Source organism: Xanthomonas euroxanthea (assembly GCF_903989455.1).
In the GTDB taxonomy this organism is placed as follows: Bacteria; Pseudomonadota; Gammaproteobacteria; order Xanthomonadales; family Xanthomonadaceae; genus Xanthomonas; species Xanthomonas euroxanthea.
This window is the reverse complement of record NZ_LR861803.1, coordinates 4,211,672-4,229,959: the sequence shown is the minus strand read 5'-3', so window position 1 is coordinate 4,229,959 and position 18,288 is coordinate 4,211,672. Positions and strand designations below refer to the sequence as shown.

The following is an 18,288-nucleotide window of genomic DNA, read 5'->3' as shown; positions in this document are numbered from 1 at the left end:
GATCAGCGGCCGCTTCTGCGATCATTGCCGGCTTGTTGCCGGTTCACGGCGTCCTCACAGTCAGGCTCTCATGTCCGAACAATCGCTACGCCGCGACGTTGGCCCCTTCGCCCTCATGCTTACCGGCCTGGGCTCGATCATCGGTTCCGGCTGGCTGTTCGGCGCCTGGCGCGCCGCCGGCCTGGCCGGCCCCGGTGCGATCTGGGCCTGGATCCTGGGCGCGGCGATCATCACCACCATCGCGCTGTCCTACGCGGAACTGGGCGCGATGTTCCCCGAGTCCGGCGGCATGGTGCGCTACAGCCATTACTCGCACGGCTCGCTGGTGGGCTTCATCGCCGGCTGGGCCAACTGGATCGCGATCGTCTCGGTGATCCCGGTCGAGGCCGAGGCCTCGGTGCAGTACATGGCGTCCTGGCCGTGGGCCTGGGCGCAGGGCCTGTATGTGCAGGCACCCGGCGGGGCGGGGGAGTTGTCGGTACCCGGCCTGCTGATCTCGGCGGTGCTGGTGCTGGTGTATTTCTTCCTCAATTTCTGGAGCGTCAAGCTGTTCGCGCGTTCCAATACCCTGATCACCGTGTTCAAGCTGGTGGTGCCGGCGGCGACCGGCGTGGCCCTGATCGCCAGCGGCTTCCACAGCGAAAACTTCAGCGTCGGCATCCACGGCGATGCGCATGTGATCGACCTGGCCGCGGTGCTTACCGCGGTGGCCACTGCCGGCATCGTCTTCAGCTTCAACGGCTTCCAGAGCCCGGTGAACCTGGCCGGTGAAGCGCGCAACCCGGGCCGCAGCATCCCCTTCGCGGTGCTGGGCTCGATCGCGCTGGCCACGGTGGTCTACGTGATCCTGCAGGTGGCCTACATCGGCGCGGTGCCGCCGGACCTGCTGGCCAAGGCCGGCTGGCACGGCATCGACTTCCGCTCGCCGTTTGCCGAGCTGGCCATCATCGTCAACCTGCATTGGCTGGCAATGCTGCTGTACATCGATGCGTTCGTCAGCCCCAGCGGCACCGGCATCACCTATACCGCCACCACCGCGCGCATGGTCTACGGCATGGAAAAGAACGGCACCATGCCGTCGGTGCTGGGCAAACTGCACCCGGTCTGGGGCGTGCCGCGCATGGCGATGTTCTTCAACCTGGCGGTGTCGTTCGTGTTCCTGTTCTTCTTCCGTGGCTGGGGCACGCTGGCGGCGGTGATCTCGGTGGCGACGATCATCTCCTATCTCACCGGCCCGATCAGCGCGATGGCGCTGCGTCGTCATGCGCCCGAACTGCACCGCCCGCTGCGCATCGCCGCGCTGCCGGTGCTGGCCGGCGTGGCCTTCGTGATGGCCACCGAGCTGCTGTACTGGGCGCGCTGGCCGCTGACCGGCGAGATCATCCTGCTGATGGTCGTGGCGCTGCCGGTGTACTGCTACTACCAGGCCAAGCAGGGCTGGCCGGATCTTGGACGCAACCTCAAGGGCGCGGCCTGGATGATCTGCTACCTGCCGACGATCGCGTTGCTGTCCTGGGCCGGCAGCAGCGACTTCGGCGGGCATGGCTACCTCAGCTACGGTACCGATCTGGCCGTGGTCGCGGTGGTCGGCGCGGTGTTCTACCTCTGGGGTGTGCGCAGCGGCTGGCGCACGCCGTCGGTGGAGAAGGCCGTCGCGCAGGCGTAAGCGCCTGCTTGCTGACAACGGATCGACCGGGCGCCGTCTCCAGGCGCCGCAAACAACGACGGCCGGTGCACTGCACCGGCCGTTCTTGTTGGTCGCCACGCACGCCGAGAGTGCAGCGACTGGCACTGCCTTGGCAGCGCACGCCCTGGAGCGATCAGATATCGGGCCGATCAATCCGCCTGTTTTCGCCCGGCGCGCCGCATTGCCGATGCCCTGCGCCAACCACTGCATCCATCGCTTGACCGCTACGCCAGTGTCGCCGCTGCGCTATGGGTATTGGTATTGGTCACCAGCCGTGGCGCACCATCGAAGCGGTCCAGATCACGTAGCAATTCGGTGTAGCGACGCAGCCGCCCCATCTCGCGCATGTTGACGATGTCCTCGTGGCGCAATTCGCGCCTGGAACTGACCTCCTGCTTGTAGCGCAGCACTTCCGGGTAGCGGCGGGTCATGTCCAGCGCATCGGCCACGCACTCGACCGAGTCGGCATCCGGGGTGAGCCGCGCGCGGCTGTTGAAGGCGCGCAGCCAGCGTTCGAAACCGGCGCTGTGATCGAACAGATCGGCGATGTACCACATGACGAACAGGATCGAGGCCCACGAGGTAAAGATGATCACCACGCGGCTGAAGGTGAGGTGGTAGTCGTTCTGCCACAGCTGATGGGTGATCACGCCCAGCAACACCAGCGAGATCGCCTGCCAGCCGATGATCGAGGCGATCACCCATTGTTTCTTGGCCACCTTGAGCAGATTGAGCTCCTGGTCGAGCTGGTCGTCGGCTTTCTCGCGCCAGTGCGCGACCTGCTCGTCGAAGGGGAGTCGATGGAGTGCGTTGTCCTGCAACAGCAGGCCCAAACCCTGGAACAAAGCGATCATGACAAGCTCCTGACGGATGGCTGGTACGAACGACTTGCTGCACCCGGCAAAGCGCCGGTGCCCTGGAGCGGCCGGGCAATGGCTGGCAGTGATGCAGGCCGGCGCTCGGACGGCCCTAGTTCTAGCACTTTCGCTGTGCATGGCAATGCCTGCTGCGATCCGATGAGCGGCCAATCCTGCGCACCTGCGCACAAATCGCGGTATTCAGGCGCTTCGCAGCGTTTGCCGGACGACTGCAGCGCCAGTGCGTGGCCATTCTTGCTGCACTGCACACTCGCGCTTGCGTGCGTGCATCCGTGATCGAGGCGCGTGCGACCGGCGCGCAATCGATTCCGGCGTGCAGGTCGCGTGAGCGCCGCGCACGCATCCATGCCGCGCAAGGTCCGGCGACAGGCGGGCAAGCGCCCGTCGAGACGGTCGATGCGCATGGGGACGAGCAGCGAACACAGAGCCGCCTTTCACCAATCCCGAATCCCGAATCCCCAATCCCAGCCCCTCACGGCCACGACGCGGTCTTGCAGCGGGCTGGGTATGCTCGCATGCATGTCAGCCGTCCTGCGTACCCTCACTGCCCCTGCCGCCCGACAGATCCATCGCTGGGTGCTGGGCGCGTTTCCGCGTGGCCAGAGCTCCATCGACTACGACCAGCCCCTCGGCGATCCCGGCATCTTCGGGCCCGACAGCGTCACCTGGCGGGTGCATTCGGAATTTCCCGGCATGTTGTCCGGCGGATTGTGCGCCTTGATGCTGCAACTGCTGCATCCACGCGCGCTGGCCGGGGTCTACGACCATTCCAACTTCCGCGCCGACCTGATCGGGCGGCTGCGGCGCACCACCAACTTCGTTGCCGGCACCACCTATGCCCCGCGCGCCGAGGCCGAGCAGTTGATCGCCCGCGTGCGCAGCATCCATGCGCATATCCACGGCCACACCGCCGACGGCGTGCCCTACGACGCCAACGACCCGCAGTTGCTGACCTGGGTGCACGTCACCGAGGCCTACGGTTTTCTGCAGGGTTGCCGACGCTATTGCCGCGACGTGCCGGCAAGCATCGCCGATCGCTACTACGACGAAGCGCGACGTGTCGCCGAAGCGCTGGGCGCGGCCGATGTACCCGCCAGCGAGGCGCAGGTCGATGCCTATTTCGCCACCGTGCGCGGGCAGTTGCGCATGGACACGCGCTCGCGCGAGGTGCTCGACATCCTCACCAGCATCCAGTTGCCGGTGCCGGCGGCCGGGCTGTCGCGCGGCGTGTTCCTCGGTGCCGGTACCGCCCTGTTGCCAGGCTGGGCCAGCGACATGCTCGGCCGCACCACCACCCAGCGCGCACAGGCGCATGCGTCGGCGCGGTTGCTGCGCAGCCTGTCGCCGCTGTTCCGTACTGCGCTACGCGATGGGCTGTCTGCACGCGCGTGCCGTCGCATGCAGCTGCCGCAGGCGATGTTGCTGGAGTGGCCCGGGCAGCGGTGAGTGCGGGTGCCTGCCTGGAGTGCAAGGCAATGGCGTCATGCGGAGGATGGTGCGCCGTGTAGCCGTACCCTCGCCCCAACCCCTCCCGAGGGGTGAGGAGCGAGTCTGCTACCAGATCCGCACCCGCTGCTCGGGCGGCAGATACAACTGCTGGCCCGGCTGCACATCGAATGCCGGATACCAGGCATCGAGGTTGCGCACGGTCTGCGCGCGGAAGCGTCCGGGTGCGTGCACGTCGGTGAGCACGGCGTTGCGTAGCGCCGCGTCGCGGTACTTGCCGCGCCAGGCCTGCGCGAAGCCCAGGAAGAAGCGCTGGTCCGGGCTGAACCCGTCGATGGTCTGCGGCTGCTTGCCCTGCAGCGACAGCTGATAGGCGTCGTAGGCGGTCGCCAGGCCGGCCACATCGGCGATGTTCTCGCCCAGCGTCAGCTTGCCGTTGACGTTCAGATCGTCGAACGGCTTGTAGGCGCTGAACTGCGCTGCGAGCGCATCGCCGGCGGCTGCGAATTTTTTCAGGTCCTGCGGCGTCCACCAGTTGTGCAGCTCGCCATGTTCGTCGAACTGCGCGCCCATGTTGTCGAAGCTGTGGCTGATCTCGTGGCCGATCACCGCGCCGATGGCGCCGTAGTTCACCGCATCGTCGGCCGCCGGGTCGAAGAACGGCGGCTGCAGGATCGCCGCCGGAAACAGCAGGCGGTTTTCCAGCGGCACGTTCAGTGCGTTGACTTCCTGCGGAAGCAGATACCACTCGCGGTGATCCACGGCCTTGCCCAGCTTGGCCAGATTGCGCCGGTACTCGAACAGCTCCGAGCGCTGCACATTGCCCAGCGCATCGTCGCGGCGCACGTCCAGCCCGCTGTAGTCGCGCCAGGTCTCCGGATAACCCACCGCCACGGTCAGCCCGGCAATCTTGGCCTTGGCATGCTGCTTGGTTTCCGGACTCATCCACGCCAGCGCGTCGATGCGCTTGCCGAAGGCGGTGACGATGTTCTTGACCATCTCCTCGGCACGGGTCTTGGTCTGGGCACTGACGTACTTCTGTACGTAGCGCTGGCCCACCGCTTCGCCCAAGGCTGCGTTGGTGGCGTCGATGCCGCGCTTCCAGCGCTGGCGTTGTTGCGGCGTGCCTTCCAGCGTGGTGCCGTAGAACGCAAAGCGTTCGTCGGCGAAGGCCTTGGACAGGTACGGCGAGGCGCGGTCCAGGGCGCGAAAGCTCAGGTAATCCTTCCAGGTCTGCAGGGGCTCGGAGCGCACCAGCGCCGACAGGCCGGTCACCGCACCGGGCTGCCAGACGATGAAATCCTGCTGCGCCTTCAGGCCGGCCGCTTCGAAGAACGGCGCCCAATCCAGGCCGGGCGCATTACGCGCGAAATCGGCCTGTTTCCAGGCATTGGCGCCGGCCTGCACGTTGTTGGTCTGTTCGGCGGTGGCGTGCACGCGCGCCATCGCGGTTTCCAGTGCGAGGATGCGCTCGGCCCTGGCTGGCGCGTCGGCGATGCCGGCCAGCTCCAGCAGCTTGACGATGTGCGCGCGGTAGGCCTCGCGCATCTGCGTCATGCGCCCGTCGTCCAGATAGAAGCTGCGGTCCGGCATGCCCAGGCCGCCCTGCACCAGATACGGCACGTAGCGGCCGGGGTGATGCAGATCCTGCGAGATCCACAGGCCGAACAGCCGGTCGGTATAAAAGTTGGTGGAGTTGAGCAGATCCACATCGGCGCGCAGCTGGCCGCCCAGGGTGCGCGCCAGCGCCTGTTTGTCGTCCAGCTGCGCGATGGCGTCCAGTTCCGGTTGCACCGGGCGCACGCCCTTGGTCTCGATCCCTGCTTCATCCATGTAGGCGGCGTAGTAATCGCCGATCTGCTTGTCTTCGCCGGTGACGCGGTCGTTGGCGGCGGCGCCTTCGATGATGTCGCGGCTGTGCTGCTCGGTTTCGATCGCGATGCCGACGAAGCTGTTGAAGCTGGAGCGGTCGTCCGGGATCTGGGTGGTCCTGACCCAGTTGCCGCTGGCGTAGCTGAAGAAGTCGTCGCCCGCCGCCACGCTGCGGTCCATGCCCGCCGCATCGAAACCGAAATCGCCCAGCTTGGGCGTGGTGGGCGTGGCCTTGGCGTGCGTCGTCGTTGCCGGTGAGGCGCCATCGCGGTTGCACGCGGCGGTGCTCAGCAGGGCAGCCGACAGGGCAGCGATCAGGACAGGACGGTGCAGAAGAGCCATGCGGTGCAACTCGGAAACGAAAAACAGACATACCAGTGTAAATTGCCACCGTCGCCACGTCCCCACGCAAGGCAGCGCGCCGCCGCCGTGGCCGCCCTGCGGACACGCGCGGTTCAGCGCCGGCGCTGGTACCAGAAGCCCAGGGCATCGCGGGTCTGCAGCATGCCTCGCCCACGCCACAGGAAGCGCAACAGCAGGCCCAGGTGCTCGCGCTTGGAAAAGCTGCGCAGCTTGCGGTCGGAGGTGTGCACGGTCTGGCGCAGGATCACGAACCGCCCGCAGCGCGCCAGCGCGCGGCTCAATGCCACGTCTTCGCCGGCGTAGTAACGCGTATCGAAGCCGCCGGCGCTGACGAATGCGGCGCGCGTGCAGAACAGGAAGCAGCCCGGTGCGATGCCGCCGAGACGGAACAACCCGCCGAAGATCGCCTGCGCCATGCGCTCGAACCACACGCGCCTGCCCTGCAGATGCACCTGCGCGCCACCGCCGACGGCGCCGGCATCCAGCGCCGCCAGCGCGGCGCCGACCACCTGCGGGTTCAGCAGCGTGTCGGCATCCAGAAACAGCAGGCGATCGCCTTGCGCCTGCTGCGCGCCGGCATTGCGGGTGGCGGCGATATGGCGCAATTGCACCTCCAGCACCTGCGCACCGGCCGCACGCGCGATGGCGGCGGTGGCGTCCTCGCAGGCATCGGCCACCACGATCACCTCGTAGTCCAGCTGCAGGGTCTGCGCACAGGCGTGCAGGCACTGCAGCGTCTGGCCGATCAGCGCGGCCTCGTCATGGGCGGGGATCACGAAAGACAGCATGGCAGGACGCGTCACTCCGATGGCGGTGAGGCCCAGTGTGCGAGCCATGCCGGTGCGATGGCGTGAGCGCACGCCATCGCCGGGCCACTGTGGCGGCGTGCGCTTCCACGCGTACCGCTCAGCGGCTGAGCGCGGCCATCATCGCTTCCGGATAACGCGTCCCGGACGCGGCCTGCAGCGGGAAGATCGCATCGATGCGTGCGAGCTCGTCCGGCATCAGCGCCACGTCGAGCGCGCCGAGGTTTTCTTCCAGGTAGGCCAGCCGCTTGGTGCCCGGGATCGGCACCAGGTCCTGGCCCTGCGCCAACACCCAGGCCAGCGCCAGCTGCCCCGGCGTGATGCCCTTGTCGGCGGCGATCGCCTTGACCTGCTCCACCAGCTGCAGGTTGCGGGTGAAGTTCTCGCCCTGGAAACGCGGCGAATGGCGACGGTAATCGTCGGCGTCGAAGTCATCGGGAGAGGCGAATGCGCCAGTCAGGAAACCGCGACCCAGCGGCGAATACGGAACGAATCCGATCCCCAGCTCGCGCACGGTTTCGAAGACGCCATTGTCCTCGGGCTCGCGCGACCACAGCGAATATTCGGTCTGCACCGCAGTGATGGGATGCACCGCATGCGCGCGCCGGATGGTGGCTGCGGCGGCTTCCGACAGCCCGAGGAAACGCACCTTGCCTTGTTCGACCAGGCGCGACATCGCACCCACCGTGTCTTCGATCGGCACGTTGGGGTCCACGCGGTGCTGGTAGTACAGGTCGATATGCTCCACGCCCAGGCGGCGCAGGCTGGCTTCGCAGGCCGTTTGCACATAGTCCGGGCTGCCATCGATGCCGCGCACCGACGGGTCGTTGGGATCGAGCTTGATGCCGAATTTGGTGGCCAGGAACACCTCGTGCCGGCGCGCGGCGATGGCCTTGCCGACCAGGATTTCGTTGGTGTGCGGGCCGTACATGTCGGCGGTGTCGAGCAGGCTGACGCCGTGATCGAGGGCGCGGTGGATCACCGCGATCGAGGCGGCCTCGTCGCTGCGATTGCCGTAGAACGCGCTCATGCCCATGCAACCGAGGCCGAGCGCAGAAACGGTGGGGCCGGAACGGCCAAGCGTGCGGGTTTGCATGGTGGAGAAAACTCCGTGCGGCAAGGAAGGCAGGAAGAAGGATGCAGCGGCGTGCGTTAGCGCGATGTGGCCCGGGCGACGATGCGCGAGCAGGCCGGCATTGGGCCCGACATCACGCACCGAACGCGCGCTGCGACCGAACAACCCGCACATGTCAGCAGACCAGGGCCCACTGCCATGCACGGGTGTCGTGACGCGGACGCTACCAGCTGCCGCGTCAGCCCTTGAGCTTGCCGGCGAACTCGGCCACGCGCTTGCCGAGCAACTTGGCGGTTTCCAGATCGCCGCTGCGTGGCGCTTCTTCCGGCGAGGCATCGGAGGGCGAGATCGCCAGCGCGCCTGCCGAGCCGGCGGTCCAGTTGATGTCCTGCGGACCGTGCGCCTTGGTGTTGGCCGGCAGCAGACCGGTACCGACCCAGACCTGGCCGTGCTGCTGCGACAGCGTCCAGAAATACTGGATGGTGGCGTACTTGTCGCCGTTCACCGAGGCCGAGTTGGTGAAGCCGGCTGCGATCTTGTCCTTCCAGGCCTGCGCAAACCACGGCTTGGAGCTGGCGTCGGCAAACTTCTTGAACTGCCACGCCGGCCCGCCCATGTAGGTGGGGCTGCCGTAGATGATGGCGTCGGCGGCGCCAATCGCCTCCCAGGCGTCGTCGGGCAGGTTGCCGTCCTGGTCGATGCGGTACAGCGTGGCCTCGCCGACACTGGCGGCGCCGGCATGCACGGCTTCGGCCAGCTTGGTGGTGTGGCCGTAGCCGCTGAAATAGATGATGGCGATCTTGCTCATGCGCAGTCCTGTGGTCGGGGGGGGGAGCCGATTGTGACCACACATGCCGTGTCAGGTTAATGATCATCGACGGGACGTACTGTTGCCGGGCTCATCGGCGCCCGGGATCGCCCATGCGCTCGACCAGGTAATCGATGAAGCTGCGCACCTTCGGGGCCAGGTGGCTGCGGCTGGTGTAGACGGCAAAGATGCCGATCTCCCCCAGCGCGTACTGCGGAAGGATGCGCACCAGCCGGCCGGCGGCCAGGTGCTCGTCGGCCAGGAAGTCCGGCTGCATCGCGATGCCCAGGCCGGCCACCGCCGCCGCGCTCAGCACATGCCCGTTGTTGGCACGCAGGTTGCCGTGGAGGCGCACCTCGCTATCGCCCTCGGGCCCATGGAAGCGCACCTCGTCGCCGTTGGGCGAGTAGTGGTACAGCAGGCAGTCGTGGCCGGCCAGGTCGGACGGATGCATCGGGGTGCCGGCACGGGCCAGGTAGGCCGGCGCCGCGCAGGGCACCAGGCGGACCGTGCCCAGGCGCCGGGCGATCAAGGTCGGCGCCGGCTGGCGGGTGATGCGGATGGCCACATCGAAGCCTTCCTCGACCATGTCGACCAGCCGGTCCGACAGCGACAGGTCCAGTTCCACCTGCGGGTAGCGCGCGCAGAAGTCCGGCAGCAGCGCGGCCAGGCGCTCGATGCCGTAACTCACCGGCGCGTTGACGCGCAGCACGCCGGCCGGCTCCAGCGCCTGCGCGCCGACCGTGGCCTCCAGATCGTCCAGGTCGGCCAGCAGTTGCAGACAGCGCTGGTAGTACGCGGTGCCGGCGCTGGTCAGGCTGACCCGCCGGGTGGTGCGATTGAGCAGGCGCGTGCCCAGCCGTTGCTCGAGCGCGGCGACCTGCCGGGTCACGCTGGCGGTGGAACGGTCCAGCGCATCGGCGGCGGCGCTGAAGCCGCTGCGTTCGGCCACCGCTGCAAACACGCGCATTGCATCGAGGGTATCCATCGGTATCCGATTGTTGCTTTGAGTGCAATAAATTATCCGAAGTGAAGCTATTTATCAGAAATTTGTAGGTAATAGGCTGTGCAGGTCCTCACTGGAGTCCATCCAATGTCCACCTCCCTCGCTTCCCCGCGTACCGCTGCCTATGGCGCGGCCTTGCTGCGCATCAGTCTGGGCGCGCTGTTTCTGGTGCATGGCCTGATCAAGTTACTGGTGTTCACCCCGGCCGGCACCGTGGCCTATTTCCAGTCGCTCGGCCTGCCGGGCGCGCTGGCCTACCTCACCATCGCGCTGGAGCTCGGCCTGGGCCTGTCCCTGCTGCTGGGCATCTACGCACGCTGGGTGGGGCTGCTGGGGGTGCCGTTGCTGCTGGGCACCATCATCAGCGTGCATGGCGGCAACGGCTTTGGCTTCTCCAATCCGGGCGGCGGCTGGGAATACCCGGCGCTGTGGGCAGTGTTGCTGGTCGTGCAATCGCTGCTTGGCGAGGGCGCGTGGGCGCTGAAGCCGGCGCGTCGAGGCTGATGATCGTTCTTCCGAGGAGTGCGCCATGACCCGTTTGCCTTCCCTGTACATCTCGCACGGATCGCCGATGACCGCCTTGCAGCCCGGGCAGGTCGGCGAGCGCCTGGCCGAGCTTGCGCAGACCTTGCCGCAGCCGCGCGCGATCGTCGTGGCGTCCGCGCATTGGCTGGGCCGCCGCCCGCTGGTCAGTGGCGCGCTGCAGCCGCCGACCATCCATGACTTCGGCGGTTTTCCGGCACCGCTGTACGAACTGGAGTATCCCGCACCCGGCGAGCCGGCGCTGGCGCAGCAGATCGTGCGCCGGCTGGAGCAGGCCGGCCTGCATCCGCACCTGGACCCGCAGCGCGGCTTCGATCATGGCGTGTGGGTGCCGCTGCGCCTGCTGTATCCGGCTGCCGGGATTCCGGTGGTGTCGGTGTCGATCCAGCCCGAGCTGGGGCCGGCGCACCAGTTTGCGGTCGGCCGCGCGCTGGCACCGCTGCGCGAGGACGGCGTGCTGGTGGTCGGCTCCGGCAGCATCACCCATAACCTGCACGACTTCCGCCACGGTTACAGCGCCGAGCGCGAGGCGCCGTATGTGCGGCCCTTCATCGAATGGACCGAGCGCAAGCTGGTCCAGGACGACATCGCCGCGCTGCTGGACTATCGCCGGCAGGCGCCGTACGCCGCGCGCGCGCATCCCACCGACGAGCACCTGTTGCCGCTGTACGTGGCGATGGGCGCGGCCGGCGGGGACCGGCTCGGCGCACAGCGCATCGATGCCGGCATCGATGCGGGGTTTCTGGCGATGGATATCTACCGGTTCGATGGCGATCCATGCTGATCGCGCGTGCGGGCCCGGTCGTCGCCTGAGCCGTGGCGAGCGCGGCACGCCTGCACCGTGGCCATTATCTACGGTGCAGGCAGCGCGCCGGACCGGCGGCCACGGGGCACCGCCCAACCGCCGGCACGCGATGGCATGCGGCCTGTTGCTGCCGCTGCAAGCCGGCCCGGTGCGGTGGCGCCAACGAGCAAAGGCCCGCAGCGATAAGGCTTGGGCTTACGGCGAACCGGCCCGCAGCCATAGGCAGGGTGCCGGCAAGCGCGGCCCCCGGCGTGAGGCATGGCGCCGACAAGCGCCGGCACTGCAGCCACCAGGTATGGCGCCGATAAGCATCGGCAGCGCAGCGCTCTGAAGCATTCACGATCAAGCGTGCTGCAGTCTCACAGGCTGAGACTGCAGCGCGACATGCTGCTCGCGTGAAAATCCTCGACAAACTCGCAGTGCTGGCCGATGCGGCCAAATACGACGCGTCCTGCGCCTCCAGTGGCGCGAACAAGCGCAATTCGCTCGGGACCGGCGGGGTCGGCAGCACCGAGGGCATGGGAATCTGCCACTCGTACACACCCGACGGCCGCTGCGTGTCGCTGTTGAAGATCCTGCTCACCAACTTCTGCGTGTTCGATTGCGCATATTGCGTCAACCGTGTCTCCAGCAACGTGCGCCGCGCGCGTTTTACGCCGGAAGAAGTGGTCACGCTGACGCTGGACTTCTACAAGCGCAATTACATCGAAGGCCTGTTCCTGTCCAGCGGCATCATCCGCAACTCCGACTACACGATGGAGCAGCTGGTGGAAGTGGCGCGGCAGCTGCGCGAGGTGCATCACTTCGCCGGCTACATCCACCTCAAGACCATTCCCGATGCCGCGCCCGACCTGCTGGCTGCCGCCGGCCGCTATGCCGACCGCCTGAGCATCAACGTGGAACTGCCGACCGAGCAGGGATTGACGCTGCTGGCGCCGGAAAAAAGCGTCGGCGGCATCCGTTCGGCCATGGGCGAGTTGCGTTGGCGCATCGAAGAAAACCAGCTGGAGCGCAAGGCCGAAAAGGTGCGCCGTGCCAAGCCGCCGCGCTTTGCGCCGGCCGGGCAGAGCACGCAGATGATCGTCGGTGCCGACGATGCCAACGACCGCAGCATCCTGGACACCAGCCACAATCTCTACGGCAATTACCGGATGCGTCGGGTGTATTACTCGGCCTTCAGCCCGATCCCGGATGCCTCGTCCAAACTGCCGTTGCAGGCGCCGCCGCTGCAGCGCGAGCACCGGCTGTATCAGGCCGACTGGCTGCTGCGCTTCTACGAATTCAGCGTGGAGGAAATCGCGCCAACCCAGTCCAGCGGCATGCTCGATCTGGACGTGGATCCGAAGCTGGCCTGGGCGCTGCGCAATCCGGAGCGCTTTCCGGTGGACCTGAACGTGGCGCCGCGCGAGATGCTGCTGCGGGTGCCAGGCCTGGGCACCCGCAACGTGGACCGGCTGCTGTTGTCGCGCCGGCATGCGCGCCTGCGGGTGGGCGATCTGGCGCGGTTGCGGGTGCCGATGAAGAAGCTGCTGCCGTTCGTGAGTGTGCTGGACCATCATCCGCGCCAGCGCCTGGACGATCCGGTGCGCTTGCGCGCGCAACTGGCGCCAGCGCCCAGGCAGGCGAGTCTGTTCGATTGAGATCGCAGCTCTCCGCCAGCATCCGGCGCACCGCCGCTTCCGCTGGCTTCTCCCCTGTTGCCGGCCGAGGCGCCCGAAGGGCGGATAAGGATGGCATCAAGCGCAAAGGCGCCAACGAGCGCCAGTGCCTACCCAGGAACACGACGCTGTTGCCAATCCCCAATCCCTCAATCCCCAATCCCGACCACCGTGATGTTCAACGCTGACGTTGCGCCGGGCTGGAGCCTTGACGCATGGCGTGCATTGGCGCGGGCGGGGTGGTGCGCGCAGGTGGAGCCGGACTCCATCGCGTGGAATGGCGGAGCGCAGGGCGGCCTGTTGATGGGGCAGGGGCTGCTGGATCTGCCGGCCGTGGTTGCGCCGCCGCGGGTGTCGGCCGCGTTCCTGCAGATGGCGGGGGCAGTGCTGTGTCATCGCGACCCGCAGCGCCATGCGGTGCTGTACCGCTTGTTGTGGCGGGTGGCGAGCGGAGAGCGCGCGCTGCTGGAGCGGGCCACCGATGTCGATGTGCATCGGGTGACGCAGTGGCAAAAGGCGGTGCAGCGCGACACCCACAAGATGAAGGCGTTCGTCCGCTTTCGGCGGTTGCCGGTGGAAGAGGAAGACTTCGTGGCGTGGTTCGAGCCCGAGCACTGGATCGTGGACCGGGTGGGGCCGTTTTTCGCGCGCCGCTTCGCCGGCATGCGCTGGGCGATCCTCACCCCGTATCGCAGCGTGCGCTGGGATGGCGAGGCATTGACGTTCGGCGAGGGTGCCGTGCGCACCCAGGTGCCGGCCGACGATGCGCAGGAGACGCTCTGGCGCACCTATTACGCGCATATCTTCAATCCGGCGCGGCTCAACCCGACCATGATGCGGCAGGAAATGCCGCAGAAATACTGGAAGAACCTGCCCGAGGCGCGCTTGCTGCCGGAGCTGATCCGCGAGGCCGGCGTGCGCGTGCGCGAGATGGCCGAGCGTGCGCCCGAGCCGGTGCGGCGGCGCGTGCCGGTAGCGCCAACGCCGATCCCGGAAGTGGCCACGCAAAGCCTGGCGCAGTTGCGCGTGGCCGCGCGCGATTGCCGGCGCTGCGCATTATGGCAACCGGCAACGCAGACGGTGTTCGGCGAGGGGCCGAGCGACGCGTCGGTGATGGTGATCGGCGAGCAGCCCGGCGACGAAGAGGATCTGAGCGGGCGTCCGTTCGTCGGGCCGGCCGGGCGTTTGTTCAATAGGGCACTGGACGAGATCGGTCTCGATCGCACCACGGTCTACGTGACCAATGCGGTCAAGCATTTCCGTTTCGAGCAACGTGGCAAGCGGCGTCTGCATCGCAACCCGGAACGCTCGCATGTGCAGGCCTGCAGTGGCTGGTTGCAGGCCGAGCGCGCGCAGCTGCGTCCGGCACAGATCGTGTGCCTGGGCGCGACTGCCGCACAGGCGGTGCTGGGAAACAGCTTCCGCCTGATGCAGCAGCGTGGCCAGTGGCTGCGGCTGGACGACGGCACGCCGGTGCTGACCACCGTGCATCCCTCATGGGTACTGCGGCAGGGCTCGGAGGCCGCACGCGAGGACGGCTACCGCGGATTTGTCGCCGACCTGCGCCAGTTGCTGGATGCACCGAGCGCGGCGCGGACATAAAAAATGCGCGTGCAAGTGCACGCGCACGGTGTCGGAGAATGATGACACCAAGTGGGCCACTGGCGAGCCAGTGGTCCTCACCGCCGCTTCGCGGTGTGGTGGCGCTGCCTGGACCCTGTTTCCAGGCACGCGCGGATTCGCAATTGAACACTGTCTGCACGTTGTAACGTGCAGCTGATGCGCTGGCGTTGTAGTGCAACGCCAGCGTAGCCAAACACGTCAAGCAAGAGCGGCCCGTAAGGACTGCTACATGGCCGTCAGGCAGGTGCGGCCAGTGTTCGAAATCGGCATGTACCGCCGGACCGCCCGGCGTCGAGCGCACCGTCCGCGCTTACCGGAGTGCGTGTCATGCCTCATCTCCACGCTTAAAGCGCCGGCTTGCGCAAATCGTTGTCGATCCACCGGCGGAACGTGGCTCGGTTCCGCCGATGGAGGCATGTGCATGCAACCGCCTGCTTCACAGCAAGACCCAGTTACGGCATCAACACCTTGTCGACCACATGGATCACGCCATTGCTCTGCATGACATCGGCAATGGTGACGTTGGCGGTGTTGCCCTTGGCATCGGTGATGGTGACCTTCTTGCCGTTGAGCTTGGCGGTCAGTGCCTCGCCCTGCACGGTGGTCAGCGTCGCGCTCCCACCACCGGCCTTGATCTTGGCGATCAATGAGGCAGCGTCGACCTTGCCCGGTACCACGTGGTAGGTCAGCACCTTGGTCAGCGTGGGCTTGGATTCGGGCTTGAGCAGGGTGTCCACCGTGCCGGCCGGCAGTGCGGCGAATGCGGCATTGGTCGGGGCAAAGACGGTGAACGGGCCCGGGCCTTTCAGCGTGTCGACCAGGCCGGCGGCCTTGACCGCGGCGACCAGGGTGGTGTGGTCCTTGGAGTTGACGGCGTTGTCGACAATGTCCTTGGTCACCAGCATCGGCGCGCCGCCCACGGTCGGGTTCGATGCGGCGTAGGCGGGTGCCATTGCGCTGGTCAGGGCGATGGCAGTGGCGACGGCAAGCGACTGGAATGAGGTCTTCATGAGGCATCGATCCTTTGGGTAGGCGACTGCCCGGTTGGCAATCGTGTGCTCAGATACGCGGGTGGATGCAGCGCGGATGCATCACGCCGTCTTTACACTGGGGTGCGCGATACAACGTTCAGGGCACGCTCCTGCGCGCGACGTCGCACTTGCGCCATGTAGCCTCGCGCCAACGGCGGCCATCCTTGTCGGTGGCGGATGCAGATCATGCTGTTGAAAGTCGCTGTCCGGCATCCGCATTCGCGGGCGACATGGCGCACCGAATCACGCACAAGGTCTTAGATGCATGAAGCGGAAAATTCGACTCACGCACAAAGCTCGTGGATGCATGACGCGGAAAATCGACGGCACGCGTTTTCGCGGGCCCACATCGAGGTGGTCGATGCCGACGATGCCGACAATGGCGGCGCAGGCAATCACCCGGTGCACTTCACGCTCGTGGAAGATGCCAGCGGCAGGACGGTGGGCCAGCAGATGGTCGGCGCGCAGTGGCCGTATGCCTTCAGGCAGAAGCCCAGGGTGGTCGAGGTGATGGGGAGTCACCTCGCTTCCAGGCTGATACTGCAGGAAGCAACCTCCATCGTCGCGGTCGAGACCACGCGGCAATCGACGCTGCATGCGAAGGAGCACGTTCGCCACGCCTGATCGCGTTGTCGCCGGTGAGCTGCCTGCAAGGCGGCTAACGCAGCAACTGCGCTTTTCGCAGGCGGTGTGCGTGGCCGGCAGTGTTGCCGTTGCTGGCGTTGCAGCGGCCGACCATCGGGTCAGGCCGTGGGCCTGGGCAGGGCACTGCCGCACCATCGGGCCGGCGTCCATCCGCTGGCGTATCCAACGGCGCCAGCGCCATACGGATGGGCAACCGCGTGGCATCGACACGGGCGCATGGCAGCTCTGCCGCAGCCTGTGGCGCGCCAGTCAGGGGGCACAGAGGTTTCATCGCCGGGTGCAAACCGGTATGTTTCCGTTGGCACGTGGTGGTGCGTTGCACTCTGCGATGCCGCACGCGCACTGTTTTTTCTTCCGGGTTTTCCATGCATTCGATCGATGTCGTCCTCGCCATGTTGCTGGCGGTCGCGGCCAGCGGTTATCTGATCCGCATCCTGCCGTTCTCCTTGCCCCTGCCGTTGGTCCAGATTGCGCTTGGCGCGGTGGTCTCGGGTGTGTTCGATGCCGGGCATGAGCTGGAACCGGAGCTGTTCTTCCTGCTGTTCCTGCCGCCGCTGCTGTTTCTGGATGGCTGGCGCATTCCCAAACAAGGCCTGTTCCGCGACAAGGCCGCCATCCTCGAGCTGGCGTTGGGGCTGGTGGTGTTCACCGTGGTCGGCGCGGGCCTGCTGATCCATTGGCTGATCCCGGCGATGCCGCTGGCGGTGGCCTTCGCGCTGGCGGCGATCATCTCGCCGACCGATCCGGTGGCGGTGTCCTCGATCGCCTCCAAGGTGCCGATCCCCAAGCGGCTGATGCACATCCTGGAAGGCGAGTCGCTGCTCAACGATGCCTCCGGGCTGGTGTGCTTCCAGTTTGCCGTGGCCGCGGTGCTGACCGGCAGCTTCTCGATCGCCACCGCCTCGCTGACCTTCCTGTGGGTGGCCTTGGCCGGGCTGGCGCTGGGCGTGGCCACCACCTTCGGCCTGAGCCGCATCCAGGCCTGGATCTGGCGCCACTTCGGCGAGGAGCCGGGTTCGGCGATCCTGGTCAATCTGCTGACCCCGTTCGCGGCCTATCTGCTGGCCGAGGCCTTCCATGCCTCCGGCATCCTGGCCGCAGTGGCGGCCGGGGTCACCATGAGCTACGTGGAAATGGCCGGCAACGCGCCGGGCAACATGCGGCTGCAGCGCTCGGCGGTGTGGGACACGGTGCAGTTCACCTTCAACGGCATCATCTTCGTGCTGCTGGGCGAGCAGTTGCCGGGCATCCTGGACGGGGCGGTGCGCAGCGTGCAGGAAGCCGGGCACCTCAATCCGTGGTGGCTGGCGGTGTACGTGGCCACCATCAGCGCCAGCCTGATGGCGCTGCGCTTCGTATGGGTATTCCTGTCGCTGCGCTGGAACATCTTCAAGGCGCAGTGGCGCGGCGAGCAGCATGTCAGCCCGCCGTGGCGCATCGTGGTGGCGGTCTCGCTGGCCGGCGTGCGCGGTGCGATCACCCTGGCCGGCGTGCTCACGCTGCCATTGATGCTGGAAGATGGCTCGCCGTTTCCTGCGCGCCAGCTGGCGATCTTCCTGGCCGCCTCGGTGATCCTGGTGTCGTTGCTGGTGGCCAGCGTGGCCTTGCCGCGGCTGCTGCGCGGGCTGGAGCTGCCCGAAGAGGAAGACGAACAGCTCAAGGAAGACCTGGCGGTGAAGGCCGCCTCGCAGGCCGCGCTGGAAGCGGTGGAAAAACTGCGCCAGCGCCTGGTGGAGGACAGCCGGCATGCCGAGCGCTACAACGCCGCCGCCAACCAGGTCAGCCAGCGCTATCAACGCAAGCTCGGCGCGGTGGACATGGCCGAGACCGATCCGGAAGAGGCCGGTGCCTACGAACAGGCGCTGCGCCAGTTCCGCCATGCCGCGCTGGTGGCCGAGCGCAACGAGTTGTTCAAGCTGGCCAGGCGCCGCGAGATTTCCGATGACTTGTCGCGCCGGCTGGTGCGCAACCTGGATCTGATCGAGTCGCGCAAGCGCGCTTGAGCGCGCGGGAATCGGGATTCGGGAATCGGGAATCGCAAA

The 18,288-nt window shown here is 67.0% G+C and carries 14 protein-coding genes and 1 pseudogene; 8 read left to right on the top strand and 7 right to left on the bottom strand.

Annotated features, from left to right (window positions below; genetic code table 11):
• Window positions 1–70: 70 nt before the first annotated feature.
• A complete protein-coding gene (locus H7A86_RS17595; protein WP_104583200.1) occupies window positions 71–1,666 on the top strand; it encodes an APC family permease in 1,596 nt (531 codons plus the stop codon).
• Window positions 1,667–1,911: 245 nt separating this feature from the next.
• On the opposite strand, the pseudogene H7A86_RS17590 reads toward H7A86_RS17595, so the two are convergent.
• Window positions 1,912–2,630, bottom strand: a pseudogene (locus tag H7A86_RS17590) (hypothetical protein).
• 454 nt (window positions 2,631–3,084) lie between these two features.
• Here H7A86_RS17590 and H7A86_RS17585 point away from each other — a divergent pair.
• Window positions 3,085–4,011, top strand: coding sequence for an oxygenase MpaB family protein (locus tag H7A86_RS17585; protein ID WP_104583318.1), 927 nt, complete (start codon window positions 3,085–3,087; stop codon window positions 4,009–4,011).
• Between the two features lie 108 nt (window positions 4,012–4,119).
• Here H7A86_RS17585 and H7A86_RS17580 read toward each other — a convergent pair whose 3' ends face one another.
• The 5 genes from H7A86_RS17580 to H7A86_RS17560 all read right to left on the bottom strand — a co-directional run bounded on the left by H7A86_RS17580 (window position 4,120) and on the right by H7A86_RS17560 (window position 9,923).
• Complete coding sequence (locus H7A86_RS17580) at window positions 4,120–6,189, bottom strand: M13 family metallopeptidase (RefSeq protein WP_180708172.1); 2,070 nt, start codon at window positions 6,187–6,189, stop codon at window positions 4,120–4,122.
• A gap of 149 nt (window positions 6,190–6,338) precedes the next feature.
• Window positions 6,339–7,034 carry a glycosyltransferase gene (locus H7A86_RS17575; protein WP_119131739.1) on the bottom strand — a complete coding sequence of 232 codons (696 nt, stop codon included), beginning with the start codon at window positions 7,032–7,034 and terminating at the stop codon, window positions 6,339–6,341.
• A 118-nt stretch (window positions 7,035–7,152) separates the two neighbouring features.
• A complete protein-coding gene (locus tag H7A86_RS17570) occupies window positions 7,153–8,148 on the bottom strand; it encodes an aldo/keto reductase (protein WP_119131871.1) in 996 nt (331 codons plus the stop codon).
• Window positions 8,149–8,365: 217 nt separating this feature from the next.
• Entirely contained in the window at window positions 8,366–8,935 is a 570-nt protein-coding gene (locus H7A86_RS17565) for a flavodoxin family protein (RefSeq protein WP_104583203.1), read from the bottom strand.
• A 91-nt stretch (window positions 8,936–9,026) separates the two neighbouring features.
• Window positions 9,027–9,923, bottom strand: a complete 897-nt coding sequence (locus H7A86_RS17560; protein WP_119131740.1) for a LysR family transcriptional regulator — start codon at window positions 9,921–9,923, stop codon at window positions 9,027–9,029.
• 105 nt (window positions 9,924–10,028) lie between these two features.
• Here H7A86_RS17560 and H7A86_RS17555 point away from each other — a divergent pair, with 105 nt between their 5' ends.
• The 4 genes from H7A86_RS17555 (at window position 10,029) to H7A86_RS17540 (ending at window position 14,549) form a co-directional block, all read left to right on the top strand.
• The gene (locus H7A86_RS17555) at window positions 10,029–10,445 is read left to right on the top strand and encodes a DoxX family protein (RefSeq protein ID WP_119128269.1); all 417 of its coding nucleotides are present in this window, start codon (window positions 10,029–10,031) and stop codon (window positions 10,443–10,445) included.
• A 25-nt stretch (window positions 10,446–10,470) separates the two neighbouring features.
• Window positions 10,471–11,268 (top strand): dioxygenase family protein, encoded by a 798-nt coding sequence (locus H7A86_RS17550; protein WP_119131741.1) that lies wholly within the window; start codon window positions 10,471–10,473, stop codon window positions 11,266–11,268.
• Window positions 11,269–11,684: 416 nt separating this feature from the next.
• On the top strand, window positions 11,685–12,929 hold the full coding sequence (locus tag H7A86_RS17545) for a putative DNA modification/repair radical SAM protein (protein WP_104650190.1): 1,245 nt from the start codon (window positions 11,685–11,687) through the stop codon (window positions 12,927–12,929).
• 192 nt (window positions 12,930–13,121) lie between these two features.
• Window positions 13,122–14,549 (top strand): UdgX family uracil-DNA binding protein, encoded by a 1,428-nt coding sequence (locus tag H7A86_RS17540; RefSeq protein ID WP_119131742.1) that lies wholly within the window; start codon window positions 13,122–13,124, stop codon window positions 14,547–14,549.
• A gap of 473 nt (window positions 14,550–15,022) precedes the next feature.
• Here H7A86_RS17540 and H7A86_RS17535 read toward each other — a convergent pair whose 3' ends face one another.
• Window positions 15,023–15,580, bottom strand: a complete 558-nt coding sequence (locus H7A86_RS17535) for a fasciclin domain-containing protein (protein ID WP_164739931.1) — start codon at window positions 15,578–15,580, stop codon at window positions 15,023–15,025.
• Window positions 15,581–15,862: 282 nt separating this feature from the next.
• Here H7A86_RS17535 and H7A86_RS17530 point away from each other — a divergent pair, with 282 nt between their 5' ends.
• Together H7A86_RS17530 and H7A86_RS17525 are read left to right on the top strand one after the other, a co-directional pair.
• Window positions 15,863–16,225 (top strand): hypothetical protein, encoded by a 363-nt coding sequence (locus tag H7A86_RS17530; protein ID WP_180707929.1) that lies wholly within the window; start codon window positions 15,863–15,865, stop codon window positions 16,223–16,225.
• 386 nt (window positions 16,226–16,611) lie between these two features.
• Entirely contained in the window at window positions 16,612–18,249 is a 1,638-nt protein-coding gene (locus H7A86_RS17525) for a Na+/H+ antiporter (protein WP_104583208.1), read from the top strand.
• Window positions 18,250–18,288 lie beyond the last annotated feature (39 nt).

What these genes read in the sequence shown, in the direction of transcription:
- H7A86_RS17550 (WP_119131741.1), top strand. Translation starts at nt 10,471, where the DNA reads ATGACCCGTTTGCCTTCCCTGTACATCTCGCACGGATCGCCGATGACC.
- H7A86_RS17575 (WP_119131739.1), bottom strand. Translation starts at nt 7,034, where the DNA reads ATGCTGTCTTTCGTGATCCCCGCCCATGACGAGGCCGCGCTGATCGGC.
- H7A86_RS17585 (WP_104583318.1), top strand. Translation starts at nt 3,085, where the DNA reads ATGTCAGCCGTCCTGCGTACCCTCACTGCCCCTGCCGCCCGACAGATC.
- H7A86_RS17560 (WP_119131740.1), bottom strand. Translation starts at nt 9,923, where the DNA reads ATGGATACCCTCGATGCAATGCGCGTGTTTGCAGCGGTGGCCGAACGC.
- H7A86_RS17565 (WP_104583203.1), bottom strand. Translation starts at nt 8,935, where the DNA reads ATGAGCAAGATCGCCATCATCTATTTCAGCGGCTACGGCCACACCACC.
- H7A86_RS17595 (WP_104583200.1), top strand. Translation starts at nt 71, where the DNA reads ATGTCCGAACAATCGCTACGCCGCGACGTTGGCCCCTTCGCCCTCATG.
- H7A86_RS17535 (WP_164739931.1), bottom strand. Translation starts at nt 15,580, where the DNA reads ATGAAGACCTCATTCCAGTCGCTTGCCGTCGCCACTGCCATCGCCCTG.
- H7A86_RS17530 (WP_180707929.1), top strand. Translation starts at nt 15,863, where the DNA reads ATGCATGAAGCGGAAAATTCGACTCACGCACAAAGCTCGTGGATGCAT.
- H7A86_RS17540 (WP_119131742.1), top strand. Translation starts at nt 13,122, where the DNA reads ATGTTCAACGCTGACGTTGCGCCGGGCTGGAGCCTTGACGCATGGCGT.
- H7A86_RS17555 (WP_119128269.1), top strand. Translation starts at nt 10,029, where the DNA reads ATGTCCACCTCCCTCGCTTCCCCGCGTACCGCTGCCTATGGCGCGGCC.
- H7A86_RS17570 (WP_119131871.1), bottom strand. Translation starts at nt 8,148, where the DNA reads ATGCAAACCCGCACGCTTGGCCGTTCCGGCCCCACCGTTTCTGCGCTC.
- H7A86_RS17525 (WP_104583208.1), top strand. Translation starts at nt 16,612, where the DNA reads ATGCATTCGATCGATGTCGTCCTCGCCATGTTGCTGGCGGTCGCGGCC.